General features: G+C 38.4%; 13 protein-coding genes. All 13 read right to left on the reverse strand.

Going from position 1 to position 16,098, the window contains the following annotated elements; all coding sequences use genetic code 11:
• Nucleotides 1–477: 477 nt before the first annotated feature.
• The 13 genes from KBP50_RS09345 to KBP50_RS09405 all read right to left on the reverse strand — a co-directional run bounded on the left by KBP50_RS09345 (nucleotide 478) and on the right by KBP50_RS09405 (nucleotide 16,082).
• Nucleotides 478–1,704, reverse strand: a complete 1,227-nt coding sequence (locus tag KBP50_RS09345) for a methionine gamma-lyase family protein (protein ID WP_050352823.1) — start codon at nucleotides 1,702–1,704, stop codon at nucleotides 478–480.
• Nucleotides 1,705–1,708: 4 nt separating this feature from the next.
• The gene (hflX, locus tag KBP50_RS09350) at nucleotides 1,709–2,944 is read right to left on the reverse strand and encodes a GTPase HflX (protein WP_050352822.1); all 1,236 of its coding nucleotides are present in this window, start codon (nucleotides 2,942–2,944) and stop codon (nucleotides 1,709–1,711) included.
• Between the two features lie 306 nt (nucleotides 2,945–3,250).
• Nucleotides 3,251–4,174, reverse strand: a complete 924-nt coding sequence (locus tag KBP50_RS09355) for an AAA family ATPase (RefSeq protein ID WP_050352821.1) — start codon at nucleotides 4,172–4,174, stop codon at nucleotides 3,251–3,253.
• Between the two features lie 374 nt (nucleotides 4,175–4,548).
• Entirely contained in the window at nucleotides 4,549–4,773 is a 225-nt protein-coding gene (gene hfq, locus KBP50_RS09360; protein WP_050352820.1) for an RNA chaperone Hfq, read from the reverse strand.
• Nucleotides 4,774–4,816: 43 nt separating this feature from the next.
• Nucleotides 4,817–5,749: a tRNA (adenosine(37)-N6)-dimethylallyltransferase MiaA gene (miaA, locus tag KBP50_RS09365; RefSeq protein WP_050352819.1), complete on the reverse strand. Its 933-nt coding sequence runs from the start codon at nucleotides 5,747–5,749 to the stop codon at nucleotides 4,817–4,819.
• 24 nt (nucleotides 5,750–5,773) lie between these two features.
• Nucleotides 5,774–6,220: a Dps family protein gene (locus KBP50_RS09370; RefSeq protein ID WP_050352818.1), complete on the reverse strand. Its 447-nt coding sequence runs from the start codon at nucleotides 6,218–6,220 to the stop codon at nucleotides 5,774–5,776.
• A 60-nt stretch (nucleotides 6,221–6,280) separates the two neighbouring features.
• The gene (mutL, locus tag KBP50_RS09375; protein ID WP_050352817.1) at nucleotides 6,281–8,182 is read right to left on the reverse strand and encodes a DNA mismatch repair endonuclease MutL; all 1,902 of its coding nucleotides are present in this window, start codon (nucleotides 8,180–8,182) and stop codon (nucleotides 6,281–6,283) included.
• Nucleotides 8,183–8,294: 112 nt separating this feature from the next.
• Nucleotides 8,295–10,889 carry a DNA mismatch repair protein MutS gene (gene mutS / locus KBP50_RS09380; RefSeq protein ID WP_050352816.1) on the reverse strand — a complete coding sequence of 865 codons (2,595 nt, stop codon included), beginning with the start codon at nucleotides 10,887–10,889 and terminating at the stop codon, nucleotides 8,295–8,297.
• A gap of 478 nt (nucleotides 10,890–11,367) precedes the next feature.
• Nucleotides 11,368–11,931 (reverse strand): outer spore coat protein CotE, encoded by a 564-nt coding sequence (cotE, locus tag KBP50_RS09385; protein WP_050352815.1) that lies wholly within the window; start codon nucleotides 11,929–11,931, stop codon nucleotides 11,368–11,370.
• 333 nt (nucleotides 11,932–12,264) lie between these two features.
• On the reverse strand, nucleotides 12,265–12,693 hold the full coding sequence (locus tag KBP50_RS09390; RefSeq protein ID WP_050352814.1) for a YlbF/YmcA family competence regulator: 429 nt from the start codon (nucleotides 12,691–12,693) through the stop codon (nucleotides 12,265–12,267).
• Between the two features lie 2 nt (nucleotides 12,694–12,695).
• Nucleotides 12,696–14,273, reverse strand: a complete 1,578-nt coding sequence (gene miaB / locus KBP50_RS09395) for a tRNA (N6-isopentenyl adenosine(37)-C2)-methylthiotransferase MiaB (protein ID WP_050352813.1) — start codon at nucleotides 14,271–14,273, stop codon at nucleotides 12,696–12,698.
• 426 nt (nucleotides 14,274–14,699) lie between these two features.
• Entirely contained in the window at nucleotides 14,700–14,960 is a 261-nt protein-coding gene (locus KBP50_RS09400) for a stage V sporulation protein S (RefSeq protein WP_050352812.1), read from the reverse strand.
• Between the two features lie 327 nt (nucleotides 14,961–15,287).
• The gene (locus KBP50_RS09405; RefSeq protein WP_050352811.1) at nucleotides 15,288–16,082 is read right to left on the reverse strand and encodes a TIGR00282 family metallophosphoesterase; all 795 of its coding nucleotides are present in this window, start codon (nucleotides 16,080–16,082) and stop codon (nucleotides 15,288–15,290) included.
• Nucleotides 16,083–16,098 lie beyond the last annotated feature (16 nt).

Below are 16,098 nucleotides of genomic sequence, written 5' to 3' on the forward strand. Positions count from 1 at the left end.
TATTACTATTTGGAAACTAGATAGGTCTTTTCGTTCTTTCTGCATTTATCCAAACTATTGTTACTCATGTTTAAGCTAAACATAGCCACTCCAAATTCTATAAATAACAGAGCGGATAAAGTGAATCTTCAATCAGTAGGGCTTTCATTCATCTCCCACGGCTTGTTAGTGCCGTAATGGTATACCTAATAAAAGCCTTACGAAACAGGGCATTTAGGTGCTGTTACCAATTAGATTGTAGCAGTATAAATTATCCAACTCCTGAAGCGTCTTACAGCACCTCTTATACACAGGATAAATCGGTTTGTTCTAATTAAAACTTCATGGATCAAACATTGTAATAGTTTACGGAAAACTCTAACCCGATATCCTCCTTTAATACTCCTCAGGCTCCCAGCATTGGGAGTCTTATGTCTCTCCACATGTTGCTCGGTTCCATTTGAGCACTAGGCTTTCCATTTATAACTTGTTATTTCATCATCTTTGCTGTAACTTTCTCAGTGCTTCCGTAATAGCTATCTTCACATGTGCATACGTTAGACCTCCTTGGACAAAGGCGATATATGGAGGACGTAACGGTCCATCAGCAGATAACTCAATACTTGCGCCTTGAATAAATGTTCCTGCTGCCATAATCACTTCGTCTTCATATCCTGGCATTTCACTCGGATACGGTTTTACATAAGCGTTTACTGGTGAGTTCTCTTGTATTGCTTGGCAAAATGTAATCATTTCTTGCCTGTCCAAAAACGTGACAGATTGAATCAAATCTGTACGGTTTACCTCATAATGTGGCGATGTTGTATATCCAGCCAATTCCATAAGTCTTGAAGTAAATACCGCACCTTTAAGAGCCTCACCGACAATATGAGGAGCAAGGAAAAAGCCTTGAAACATTTCCTGTAAAACATGAAATGTTGCGCCTGTCTCTTTACCAAGTCCAGGCGCAGTTAAGCGATTGGCACATTGCTGGACTAAAGCTTCTGTTCCAACAATATAACCACCTGCTCGGACAATTCCACCGCCAGGATTTTTTATTAAGGAACCAGCGATTAAATCCGCACCTACATGTGGCGGTTCGAGTTCCTCGACAAATTCGCCATAGCAATTATCAACAAATACAATTACATCAGAATAAATGGATTTAACAAAGTTCACCATTTCTTTTATTTCTGCAATTGTAAACGATGGTCTATCGTCATATCCCTTGGAACGCTGAATGCCAATTACTTTAGTATTCTCATTCATCGCTTGCTTTACTGCTTGAAAATTGATCGCTCCATCCTCTAATAATTCTACATGCTGATAACTAATACGAAAATCACGTAAAGAACCTGCTGCTCTTCCTCGAATACCAATTACTTCCTCCAATGTATCGTAAGGCTTCCCGGTAATGTACAATAGTTCATCTCCAGGTCGTAAAATACCAAACAGCGACGTTGTAATCGCATGCGTACCAGAAACAATTTGCGGTCTAACTAATGCATCTTCCCCACCAAACACCGTAGCATAAACATTTTCCAGTACTTCGCGTCCCAAATCGTCATACCCATAACCACTTGTTGACTGAAAATGGCTGTCACTTACGCGGTGATTTTGAAATGCTTGCAATACACGCCTTTGGTTTTTCTCAACCACTGCATTAATCTTTGCATGTTGATGTTTACAATCCTCTTCTGCTTGTTTTGCTAGTTGGTCTATCATGTAGTTACTCCTCTAATAGTCGATTTAATGGGATATCTTTTCGCATATATCCTTTTATCTTGTATACTTGTTTTTCCTCAAGAAATAGCTTTGATTCGATAATGGTATCTTGCTCTAATTGCTGCAATAATTTCCCTTGGTCTGGCAAAAGGGACAAAGAATAAAATTGCCATTCCGCTTTTAACAGATTTTCTACTTTACGTAGTAGCTGCTGTATATCTGCTTCACGATGTGCAGTCATAAACATATATGGGTGATTCATTGGAATAACATCCTGTTCGAATAGATCCTTCTTATTATAGACAGTGAGCATTGGAATTGTATCAGCTTGAAGCTCTTTTAATAAACGTAAAACGGTATCCTGCTGCTGATTTAAATCCGGATGAGAGCCATCAACCATATGGATGAGAAAGTCAGCTTCTGTCACTTCTTCTAAGGTCGACTTAAAAGCAGCAATCAAAGATGTAGGCAAATCTTGCAGAAATCCGACTGTATCCGTAATTAATACTTTCATGCCAGAGGGTAATTGAATCTGCCTTGTCAGTGGATCAAGTGTCGCAAACAGTTGGTCTTCCTCTAATGAATCACTGTTGGTAAGTCGGTTAAACAGCGTTGATTTGCCTGCATTGGTGTAACCAACAATAGCAATTTGCACTACATCATTTGTCTTTCTTCGTTTACGGTATTGTTCCCGCTGTTTAACTACCGTTTGCAAACGCTGTTTTATGTCATGGATTCGTCTGCGGATATGGCGTTGATCTGTTTCCAACTTTGTTTCACCTGGTCCCCTCGTTCCAATTCCCCCTCCTAGTCTGGATAATTCCGTCCCTTGGCCCCGTAGCCTTGGCAGTAAATATTCCAGCTGAGCCAGTTCTACTTGTAATTTCCCCTCTTTCGTTCGAGCCCGCTGAGCGAAAATATCTAAGATCAATTGGCTGCGATCAATCATTCGGACTCCTAATGCTATGCTTAAATTGCGAAGTTGGATAGGTGAAAGCTCATCATTGGCAATTACTAAATCTACATCATTTTCCTGAACGGAAGTTATTATTTCTTCTATTTTTCCAGAACCAAGGTATGTAGCAGGGTTCATTTTTTCTCTGTTTTGAGTAAATATTTGAACGACATCTCCACCAGCAGTATTACTTAATGATTGTAATTCCGCAAGTGAAGATTCAAAATGAACGTTAGTCTGTTTTTGTTGCTTTACTGCTATTATTATTACTTTTTCGTTTGCCACAAACAGAACCTCTTTCTTTTCCTAATTGCGATCTTCCCCACCTATCATATCAAATCACTCAGCAAATGCCCAACAACAAAGTTTTTTCATAATGGAGCTTATTTTTTCGAACAATAATTCTATTTTAGGTAACAGTATCATTTTAAGGGAACTATTCAACATGAATGCCAGTAATCTATCTAATTACTACAAAGAGAGGAGGAAAGCTTCATAAATAAGGTTTTCCACCTATAAGCAGAGAGGGGCATTCACCAATGTGACAGCTCCCCTCTGTATCACATCCATACATAAAATTGTATAAGTATGCTAATTTGGTTTTAATTGCAAGTCTTTAATCGTTAAGTAAATAAGATCGTCTGCTGAAAAATGCTCCTTTTCCAGTAATCTCACTGCATGCATACGGATAGCGGCTTCAATAATATTACGAACATAGCGGGCATTGGAAAAATTTCGGTTGTACGCACGCGTTTTTTTAATTAAATGGGCTTTTAATTCCAGCTCCGCATCTCTAGTAAGCTGGTATTCACGGTCTGTAGCCATCCGTTTCGCAATCGATAGTAATTCGCCCGCTTCATAATCACGAAAATCCAAAATAAACGGAAATCTGGATTCTAACCCAGGGTTCAATGTCAAAAATCGTTCCATTTCGTAAGGATAGCCGGCTAGGATTAATACAAAATCGTGCTGATGATCTTCCATATGCTTTACTAATGTATCAATTGCTTCTTTGCCGAAATCTTTCTCACCGCCACGTGCTAATGAATAGGCTTCATCAATAAATAAAACGCCACCTTGTGCTTTTTGCACAATGGAACGTGTTTTTTGAGCTGTTTGGCCTATATATTCACCTACTAAGTCTGCCCGTTCCGCTTCAATAAAATGCCCTTTGGAGAGAAGATTCATATCATAGTATAGCTTAGCCAGCTTTCTTGCAACTGTTGTCTTACCTGTACCTGGATTCCCCTTAAACAGCATATGCAATACTTGCTGGTGATTCATAAGGCCAAGCTCTTTTCGCTTTTCATTGATTACAACCGTTGCATAAATTTCTTTAATTCGTTCTTTTAGTTGCTTCATACCTACAAACGAAGCAAATGCTTCATCAATATGATTAAATGGATTTTTCTTTTTCGATACTCGTTGGTCTGTATACGCCAAATGGGAGGTGCTTTTCTCCTTTAAAATAATATTTACTTGCCCGTTTCGATTGCTTATTAATTGTGTTTCCATATTATCACCCCTCAGTTACATTAGTATACGCTACAAATAAAAAGGTGTGACATTTGCCCATTTTAGACGAGAACAAAGGCGGGAAGCGCCCGTTTAGCAACGTAGCGAATGGAACGAATCAACTAAAGATTTAGGAATCATGCCACTAAAACAGGGGTATGCCGACGTCGGACGGCAAGCCCGGTTTTAGTCGACCTTCCTCTTTGCCGCGAACCGATGAGGCCTTATCGTAGGGCGCATTTCTAAAGTCGCATAGTTGCTGGGCGCTTGCGCCGGACGTGACTAGTCGGTTATTTCGTTATCCACAAGCACCTCATTTTATAGTTTCCTATACGATGAAAAAACGAGTGCACGCATGCACCCGCTTTTTATGTTTACTCCTTTTCCAGCTCGACGTTTTTGGCTGGTGAAAAGGTAGAAATTGCATGTTTAAAAATTAATTGCTGCTTGCCATCCGTCTCAATTAAAACCGTAAAATTATCAAATCCTCTAATAACCCCTCTTAACTGAAATCCATTTGTTAAAAAAACTGTTACAGAAATACGGTTTTTCCGAAGCTGATTCAAGTATTGGTCTTGAATATTCACAGATTGTGCCATTCTACTTCCTCCTCATTTCTATCTATATTATAATTAGTTCGACCTAGCTCTGAGTAAATCCTGCAAGATCAGCTAAAATATTTCTTAATTTTTCATCAATGGTTCCAGATGAAACATCATACCAAGCTACATCCATTTTATTGCGAAACCAAGTATATTGCCTTTTGGCATACCTTCTTGAATTTTGCTTTAATGTAGCAATCGCTTCATTTAATGGTATTTCCCCGGTGAAATAGGGAATAAATTCTTTATATCCAATTGCTTGCATGGATTGTTCATTCGCATAACCACACTTATACAACCGATAAACCTCTTCCACAAGCCCTTTGTCTATCATAATATCTACACGCTGATTAATCCGTTCATAAAGTTCAGCTCGATTCATTTGTAATCCAATGATTTTCAAATGATATGGTGACTGTTTATCTTGCTGTTGCTCGTAGTCTGACATTCGTTTTCCTGTTGTTTCATAGATTTCTAATGCTCGTACTACACGACGATGATTGTTCGGATGGATTTTTTTAGCCTGTAGCGGATCCAATGCTTGTAACCGTTTATACAAAGGTTCTATGCCGTTTGTCTCTATTTCTTTATTAAGTTTTGCAACCACTTCGTCATTGCGCTGATACGTTGAAAAGTTATAGTTGTAAAGGGCAGCCTGTACGTATAGACCACTTCCGCCAACTAATATCGGGAGCTTATGTTTGGCTGAAATCGTTTCTATGTAATGTGCAACATACTGCTTAAAATCTGCAACCGAAAACGATTCATCCGGATGTTTCAAATCAATCATATAATGGGGGACCCCCTGCATTTCATCAGAAGTGACCTTCGCAGTACCAATATCCATACCTTTGTATATCTGCATGGAATCCCCGCTAATAATCTCACCATCATAATGTTTCGCTATCTCAATACTTAACTTTGTTTTGCCTACCGCAGTTGGTCCAACAATAGCAATGACTTTATTTTTCATTCATATTCCCCTAATTTGACTACGTTACTGTTTTAAATATGCTTTTAGCATCCAAATATATTTTTCAAGCTTACCTTGTAAGCCGATAAGCAAATCTTCCGTAGGACTGTCTTCCAGTTTCACGGCTTTTGGTAACCCTTCCTTTTGAATTTCCGTTGTCATTTGTTGTAAGTCATGAAGCAGCTGCTGGATAATTTCCTGTTCTTCATCATCGGCACTTGCTTCTTCCAGTGTTGCTTCTTTCAAATATTTTACCATTGTAGCTAAAGGTTTACCATTAATCATTAAAATACGCTCGGCTATTTCATCGATATCGTCAGCTACCTCCACATACATATTTTCAAACTGTTCATGAAGAGAAAAGAAATTTCTTCCTTGAATAAACCAATGATATCGATGTAACTTCACATATAGCACAAATTGATTGGAAAGCAATTGATTTAGAAAATTAATGAGTTGTTGATTCTCCACTGTACACGCACCTCTTCCATTTTTCCATAGTATGGCAAAATGGAAGCTGTTTTATACATATTACATAACCCGTTTAAACATTTTCTCCAATTCATAGGTTGAAAAATGAACTATAATCGGTCTTCCATGTGGACAAGTAAACGGATCTGTCGTTTGCCTCAAATGTTCCAATAGCTGCGTCATTTCATCGTGATTCAAATAATGATTTGCTTTAATGGATCGTTTACAAGACATTAAAATCGCAGCTTCTTCACGAATTTTTTCTACATCAATTTTCTCATCTTTCATAACCTGTTCGACCATTTCACGGATAATAGCTTCTTCTTGACCAGCAGGGAACCAACTCGGGTGTGAGCGAACAACATACGTTTGCTGACCGAACGCTTCAAAGAATAGTCCTGCAGCTTGTAACGTTTCTTTATATGCTTCAACCCAGATTGCCTCTTCCTTGGAAAATTCAAACGTTAGCGGAATGAATAGCTGCTGTAAATCATTCATCGGCTGACCTAGCTTTCGCTTGAAAAATTCATACTTTACACGCTCTTGTGCAGCGTGCTGGTCAATCATATACAACCCATTTTCATTCTGCGCTAATATATAAGTACCTTGTAATTGCCCAATTGGATACATTATGGGAACGCGTGGGGCAGCTTGTTCTGTTTTCACTTGTTCCGCTGTTTGTTCATTTGTATTTGTTCGCTCATCTGTATCTGTTTGTTCGTGCATTTGCTGCATTTCTGTACGCTGCACGGAGTAAGGTTCTATCTCTTCGTCGCCGGTGGTCTCATAAACATTTTCCTGCTTCAAGAGATCTTTATTCAGGTCTGCCGCAGATTTATTTGCAACACCGGGCTCGCGAACGCCAGCAGGATAGTTCCACTGCTTATTAGACGGTTCTGCGTTTAATGGTGTAAAATCAAAGCTATTTTGGTACGACTTCGGTTTAGGTGTAGGCTTTCGTTCTATTTCAGGAATTAAGGTTTCTGCTCGAAACGTATCCTTAATAGTTTGTTCAATCGCTTGAAATAACTCCTTATCTTTGCTGAAGCGCACTTCCAATTTTGTTGGATGCACATTGACATCAACTAAAATTGGATCCATTTGAATAGCAAGAACAACAATAGGAGAACGCCCAATTGGCAACAGAGTATGATACCCTTGGGTAATCGCTTTGTTTAAAGCAATACTTTTTATATATCTTCCGTTAATAATCGTCGACATATAATTTCTAGAAGCTCGGGTTACTTCCGGTTTGGCAATGTAACCAGTTATGGAAAAGTCAAGCGTTTCATGGTTCACCGGCAGCATTTGCTTCGCTACGTTCATTCCATATACTTGGGAAATGACTTGTAATAAATCTCCTGTTCCTGCTGTTTTAAAGATTCCCTTTCCATTATGTGTCACTTCAAACCTTACTTCTGGATGGGATAACGCTAGGCGATTTAACAAATCTGTAATATGCCCTAATTCCGTATGAATGGTTTTCATGTACTTTAAACGTGCAGGCGTATTATAAAACAACTCGCTCACAGTTATTTCGGTCCCTTTTCTCGCTGCTGATTTCTGTTTTTGGATCAGTTTACCACCTTCTAAGCTTAAACTAGTACCTGCATGCTCTCCAGTAGATGTTTGGACAGTTAGTTTGCTAACAGAAGCTATACTGGCAAGCGCCTCGCCACGGAAACCAAGTGTACGAACATGAAATAAATCTGTCTCATTTTTTATTTTACTTGTCGCGTGGCGTAAGAATGCCGTTTCGCAATCTTCTTCTAACATGCCGTCTCCATTGTCTGTCACTTTAATCTCCTGTAATCCCGCTTCTTTTATATCGATTTTAACCCATGTGCTGTTTGCATCGATGCTATTTTCTACCAACTCTTTTACAACCGATGCTGGCCGCTCCACAACTTCTCCAGCTGCAATTTTATTAGCGAGTGCATCCGGCATTTGCATAATACGCATGCAAACAACTCCTTTACTGCAAAATTTCGGTTCAACGTCGTCTGTTTTATTTACGGATTGGAAATACTACCACCATACATCATGATGTCACGCTAAGGATAAAGCAATTCAACTATTTACGAGCCTTTTTCTGTAATTGATACAAAACGTTCATCGCATCCAACGGGGTCAAAGTAAATAAATCTAAGTCTTTTAGTTCTTGTATTACTTTATCGTCATGATTATTTGATTTTGACACTGGTTGATGTTGCTGTTTTTCCTCCGTAAAGAAAGATAGCTGCCCAGTTTGTTCGGTAGATGCTGCTTGCTCTGCCTTCGTTTCAGCTTCAGATTGACTAGTGCCTTCGAGTTCCATTAATATTTTACTAGCACGAGTGATTAAGCTTGACGGTAAATTAGCAAGCTTCGCTACATGAATACCATAGCTTTGATCAGCAGGTCCATCTTTAATTTGATGAAGAAATACAACATTTCCCTCGTGTTCTTCAGCCCTAACATGAATATTTTTTAAATTAGGCAATGTGTTAGCTAGATCCGTTAATTCATGATAGTGCGTCGAGAACAACGTCTTTGCTTGAATATGATTATGAATATACTCAATAATCGCTTGCGCCAACGCCATTCCATCGTATGTGCTCGTCCCCCGCCCGATCTCGTCAAATAATATCAAACTCTGCTCGGTCGCATTGGCTATCGCATGATTCGCTTCTAACATTTCCACCATAAATGTACTTTGACCAGCAACTAAATCATCTGCCGCCCCAATTCGTGTAAATATTTGATCGAAAATGAGAAGCTGTGCAGATTCACATGGGACAAAACAGCCTATTTGCCCCATAATGACAGTCAACGCTAATTGGCGCATGTACGTGCTTTTCCCTGACATATTAGGTCCTGTAATTAATAAAATATGACTGTGCTCATCTAATGCAATATCATTAGGTACAAACGTTCCGTCATCCATGACTTGCTCAATAACCGGATGCCTGCTCTGTTTAATGCGCAATTTCTTGCGATCAAATGTAGGGCGAACATAATTATTGGACTCACTAACGGTTGCAAACCCTTGTAGCACATCCACATAGCTCACCACTTCTGCTAACCGTTGTAACTCAGGAATATACGTCTTCATCTGCTCACGAATTTCAATGAATAATTGATATTCTAATTCAACACTTTTTTCTTCCGCTTCTAAAATTAGCTGTTCCTTTTCCTTTAGCTCTGGTGTAATATACCTTTCAGCATTCGTTAACGTTTGTTTTCTTTCGTAGCGTCCTTCAGGAAGCAAATGCAAGTTGGCTTTTGTTACTTCGATATAATAACCAAATACACGATTATAACCAATTTTTAATGATTTAATATTTGTTGCTTGCTTTTCTTTTTGTTCGAGCTCAGCAATCCACTGCTTACCATTTCTAGAAGCATCTCGATACGTATCTAGTTGCTCGTTATATCCATCTTTAATAATTCCGCCTTCTTTTATCGAGATCGGCGGGTCCTCTACAATACTTGTTTGAAGTATATCTACAATCTTTGGATCGATATAAATTTGCTTAGCTAATTGCCGCATTTCTGGCTGGGAAAATTGTAGTAAAAGCTGTTTTAAGGCTGGAATCTTTTGTAGAGAGCTTTTAAGTTGTTGCAGATCACGTGCATTTACATTACCAAATGCAATTCTTCCAGCAAGCCTTTCTAAGTCATAAACCGATTTTAACGTTTCTCTTAATTCATCCCGTTCCATAAACTGACTATAAAACCCTTCCACAATATTAAGTCGCTTCTCAATTTCGCGAGCATTTAAAAGTGGCCGTTCTAGCCATTTTTTTAACATTCTCGAGCCCATTGCCGTAACTGTCTTATCAAGCACCCATAGTAAACTGCCATACTTTTCCTTTTTTATTAATGTTTCTGTAAGCTCTAAATTACGCTTGGAATACATATCTAAGGATAAATGATGCTGAAGTGCTATCACTTTTGCTTGCTGCATATGACCGAGCGAGCGCTTTTGGGTATGCTGTATATAATTTAATAATCTGCTAAATGCCGTTAATAGTTTTTCATCATGGAGATTTTCGCATAAATTCCGATATTCCGCATTGAACGTAACCTCGTCCTGATACGAAAGAGTAACATGCAGCCTCGATTTCAACTGTTTTTGTAAGTCCTCGGGCAATTGAGACGAGACAACAATTTCTTTAATAGGTTGATTGTATAATTCGTGAATCACGCCGTCCCAACCATCTTCAATAACTACCAGCTGATTTTCTCCCGTAGACAAATCACTATAGACAAGAACATAGCTCGTATCAAAATGAGACAAACTAGCAATATAGTTATTCTCTTTTTCGTTTAGCATCGTCTTTTCCATCACTGTACCAGGTGTAATTAATTGAATCACTTCCCGCTTTACTACACCTTTGGCTGTTTTCGGGTCTTCCACTTGTTCACAAATAGCTACTTTATAGCCTTTTTCTATTAAGGTTTTTATGTAATTTTCAGCAGAATGATATGGAACACCGCACATAGGGATAGGGTTCGGACTACCTGAATCCCGTTTTGTTAGTGTAATCTCCAGCTCCCTTGCAGCTTGAACCGCATCATCAAAAAACAGTTCATAAAAATCGCCTAAGCGAAAAAATAGGAATGCATCCTTATATGCTTCTTTTATGCTAAGATATTGTTTCATCATTGGTGTTTGCTTTGCCATGTTTTGTCCTCCAAAAAAACCGTAAAATATTCTTCTGCTATTATAGCACACATTCAGCTTTACTTTCGATTAATCCAATAGTATGTCTATCCCATGAATTCTTTTTGAAGCGCTTGTTGCTTCAAAATTTAGTATGATGATTGTAAACAAAATTGGGAAAAAGCGAAAGCACTTGATAAATGACGTATAAACGGTAGGTCTAACGAGATTAGGTGAAATTTTCATAGGGGAATTTCCCTTTAAAAGATAGTCAAATGAATTGGAAATTTAGAAGCCGTTTTTCGCATCATGTTTCAGTACTATAAGCAGTTTTTTGAAGAATATCTCACTCGCCCCTGCAACAGATGCAGCGAGCCCATTTTTAGTCGACCTTCCTTTAGATTTGAGCTGCTGTAGATTATCGTAGGAAGAAATTCGAAACATTTGAATCCGCACTAGAAAGAAAAAGATTACGAGGAAGCCTCTCCTCGTAATCTGGTTAATCTTTATTTAAAAAGTCTGGCTCTACTTCTTCCAGCTCATCATCCGTCAGCTCTACATCCCAAACTTCATCATCGTCATCATCTACATGTTCCCGCTTTGGATCTACACGAACTGCAATTTTCGTATCACCAATAATTTGGACAATAAACTCTCTTTCAATCTCTACCGCTATCTTATGCCCTTTGTTCTCAATTGTACAATTCAAGCAATTGGGCTGTTGAATGACTTTGGCAATAACATCAAAATCATCGTTCAGGCAATTTTCGTCTTTGACTGACAATGGTACTTTGTCACTGTATGTTACTCGCTCCGTGATAGCTTCTGTTTTTGTATTGTCATTATACGAATACCAAATATTAATTTCATAGCTGCCATTTATTTCTACGGTATCTTTTGATTTTATCTTTGCGTTATACAGATGATTAATTACCCAACAACCTAGTATACTTGAAGGTCTATGTGATGGTGTGACGGAATGGGTTGCTTGTGAGAACTTACGACCTTTACCACAAACCGCTTTCGTTATGATCTCTCTATATTCTTTTTCTAAAAAAGACATAATTACTTTTACCTCCTCTTTTTTCATAGTCATTTTATGCAAGACAAATACCTAAAGTGCATAGTGGGTCAGGAAAAATAGAAAAGGAATAGGTAAAAGCATATAAAATGAAGCTTCCATCCGTGGGGGTTTCTTCATCCCCTACTGATTGTTAGAGGAACGAATCGGGCATTTAGCTGCTGCTATTTCTCACTTAGACTTGCTGCAGTACAGATATCCAACTCTTGAAGCGGGAGTCTTACAGCACCTTATATATGGGATAAACGGATGGCAATTGGCTTCGTTCAAATGTAGAGAAGGACAGAGGGATTATAACATCCACTGTCCTTCTCATTAATGGCTACAGCCTGATTTCGTTCTTACTTTCGACCCTGTTTCTCCGGATAATAAATCGCCGCCTGTAGATTCGATCACTTGGTTCGTAACTTCTCTTGCAATCGTAGCTGTAATTAACTGCAAGACATCATTGACAACGACTTGGGTCTCTTTAAATTCCTGTACTACAGGAATAGCGTCAATTTCTTCTTGAAAGATATCCAGTTGTTCCTCTACTTTTTTTAAAGCTTCATGCTTTTCATAAGCCTGTAGATTAACAGCTTGTTTCTGTAAAGCTTTAATTTTAGTAATTAATCGCTGGACCTTTTTATTTTCATTTATTTTCGCTTCGACTTGCTTAAAACGCTCAATTTCTTCTGTATTTGCTAGCATATTGGCAAGTCTTTTTGCTTCATCGAGCACTTGTTTACGTGTATATTCTGCCATCATTATTCCACCCCTATTGTATTTTCGACCATTACACCATCTAAAGACCAAGTTTTTGCTTCTGTTATTTTTACATCTACAATCTGCCCAATTGCAGACTTTGGTCCTCTAAAATTAACAAGTTTATTTCTTTCTGTATACCCTGCTAATACATCTGGGTCTTTTTTACTTTCTCCCTCTACAAGTACTTTTACGACCTGGTCTTGATACTTCTTCATAGACGCCGCAGATTGTTTGTTAACAAGCTCATTTAAGCGATAGAGTCGTTGCTTTTTCACTTCTTCTGGCACATTATCTTTTTTACGAGCTGCTGGCGTGCCTTCACGTGGCGAATAAATAAATGTATAGGCAGCTTCAAAGCCTACTTCCTCCATTAAAGTCATCGTTTCTTCAAACTGCTCTTCCGTTTCATTAGGAAAGCCTACAATAATATCTGTCGTTAACGTCGCATTCGGCATTGCAGCACGAATCTTTCTTACGAGTTCTAAATAGGATTCTCGGGTATATTTCCGATTCATTTTCTTCAGAATTTCACTGCTGCCTGATTGAACCGGTAAATGGATATGATCTAACAGATTGCCACCCTTAGCTAAAACTTCGATTAAACGATCATCAAAGTCTCTTGGGTGTGAGGTCGTAAAGCGAATTCTTGGAATATCGATTTTGCGAAGCTCATCCATTAAATCTCCTAAACCGTAAGTCATGCCTTCTAAATCTTTTCCGTAGGCATTTACGTTTTGACCTAATAATGTTACCTCTTTATAACCTTGAGCAGCTAAGTGGCGAACCTCTTGGATGATATCTTCTGGAAGACGGCTTCGTTCTTTTCCGCGCGTCATCGGAACAATACAATATGTACAGAACTTATCACAGCCGTACATAATGTTAACCCAAGCTTTTATTTTTCCTTTACGTGCTTTTGGAAGGTTTTCAATCACATCGCCTTCTTTAGACCATACTTCAACAATCTTTTCTTTACCAAACATTGCTTCTTTCACAAGATGAGGCAATCGATGTATATTATGGGTACCAAAAATCAAATCCACATGCTGGTGCTTTTTCAATATGCGATTCACTACAGATTCTTCTTGGGACATACAGCCACAAACACCGAGTATTAAATCCGGTTTTTCTCGTTTCAAAGCTTTTAAATGACCAATTTCACCAAACACCTTATTTTCAGCATTTTCTCTGATTGCACACGTATTCAACAAGATAATATCGGCTTCATTTGTTTCTGAAGTGGACGCATAGCCCATTTCTGTAAGGATGCCAGCCATTACCTCGGTATCGTGCTCATTCATTTGGCAGCCGTACGTACGAATTAAAAAATTCTTTCCTTGTCCAATATTTTCCATATCTTCTGGAATAGCAAAGTCGTAATGCACATTTACTTTATCTCGTCCGCGTTTGCGTGCTTTATTCAAATTTGGTGGTTCATATGTTGTCTTAAAATATTTAGAAATTAAATCTTCACTTGACGTATTTTTTATACGTTCCATATTATCCATACCGGATTTTACGTCCGTTGGATTTGCCTGTTTAATTTGCGCTTGTTGTTTACGTTGTTGTTCGTTCATTGATAAACTCCTTTCTTTTCCTGCAAAACAAAGTAACCATTTACTGGCTATACGCTTCATTAGAATCAATGATTAGTGTTCTGTTAAATACCATGTTTACACTCATTAATTTATTATAAATGCTATATTGAAATTAAACAATAGATGGCTATGCAATAAAGTATGAACAGATAGGAAGACGATTGATTGAGGAAAGGAAAGGTATAGTTCTACTACTTCTTTCTTTACATAATAAGCATTCATGCTTCATTGATACGAGACATCCAGACTAACCTCTACAATATGATAAAGTACAGTGCGTTTCTCTAAAATTGTCTACTATATGGCAAACCCGACTGGATGAGCAACTCGTCTGCATTGGTGAGCGATATAAAAATAGTGCTGCGCAAATGCGCAACACATAGTAAACATTTTTCATAATAGCGATTATCTAGGCTCTACAATTAATTTAATTGCCGTACGTTCTTCTTCATCAATTATAATATCTGTAAAAGCCGGAATACAAATAAGGTCTACGCCACTAGGTGCAACAAATCCTCTAGCAATTGCTACTGCCTTTACAGCCTGGTTTAATGCACCAGCTCCAATAGCCTGAATTTCTGCTGAGCCACGTTCTCTTAGCACATTCGCAAGTGCACCCGCTACTGAATTTGGATTTGATTTTGCTGACACTTTTAATACTTCCACCACTAGTACCTCCTTCATTAAACTATTCTAGTTCTACTTATACTATATTCTTGGAGATGTTAGCTTATTACCCCTATTATGCATTAATAATTCTTAACATTCAAATAATCTATCCTCAACATTTTGACTATATTTTGTTTTTAGTACCATTTGGTCATTCATTTTACCTTACAGAAAGTGTTAAATGAAACTTCCTACAGGAGGAGATTTCCTCCCTACTACAATGTTAGCTAAAGAAAATCGTCCTCTTCGTTGAATCCCTCTTTGATCCTCCTCCGTTTCACGTAGTAACACGTAAAAGGCAGATGTTACCGGTCGTAACAAGGTTTACAAAAATGGATGGTCTTCATTAATAAGAATGCGTTCGATCTTCGTTGCTTTTCCTGATTGATCATCAATCGTAATGAAACAACCATTCAATTGTGTTCTTCCTTGTTTTGGGACTTCAAATCGAACTGGCATCGATGTCAGAAAGCGCTGAATTACTGCTTCTCTATCTACGCCAAGAATGCCGTCATACGGCCCTGTCATACCCGCATCAGACAAATAGGCTGTGCCTCCTGGCAAAATACGCTCATCAGCCGTTTGAGTATGTGTGTGTGTGCCAATAACAGCGCTTACTCTGCCGTCTACGTACCAGCCAAATGCTTGTTTCTCACTTGTTGCTTCTCCGTGGAAGTCAACAAAAATTATATTTGTCCGTTGTTGTGCTTCCTTGATTAATATATCAGCTTTTGAAAACGGATCATCACTTGGCGGCAGAAAGGTTCTCCCTTGCAAACTAATTACAGCTACTTCAACGCCATTGATATTGACATAGGCAATCCCTTTCCCAGGGTTGTTATCTGGAAAGTTTGCGGGACGGATCATTTTATTCGCTTCATCGATAAAATCATAGATTTCTTTTTTATCCCATGTGTGATTCCCCATCGTTACTACTTGTGCGCCCCATCCTAATAGCTGCTTATATATTTTTTCGGTTATTCCTTTTCCTGAAGCAGCATTTTCTCCGTTTACGATGGTAAGGTTGGGTCGATACTTCTCTTTCAACTTTGGCAAATAGGTTTGTACCATTTCTCTACCAGGAGAACCCACTACATCTCCAATAAATAATATTCTCATGTTTGTCTCATCCTAA

It is taken from the genome of Virgibacillus pantothenticus, assembly GCF_018075365.1.
Classification (GTDB): Bacteria; Bacillota; Bacilli; order Bacillales; family Amphibacillaceae; genus Virgibacillus; species Virgibacillus pantothenticus.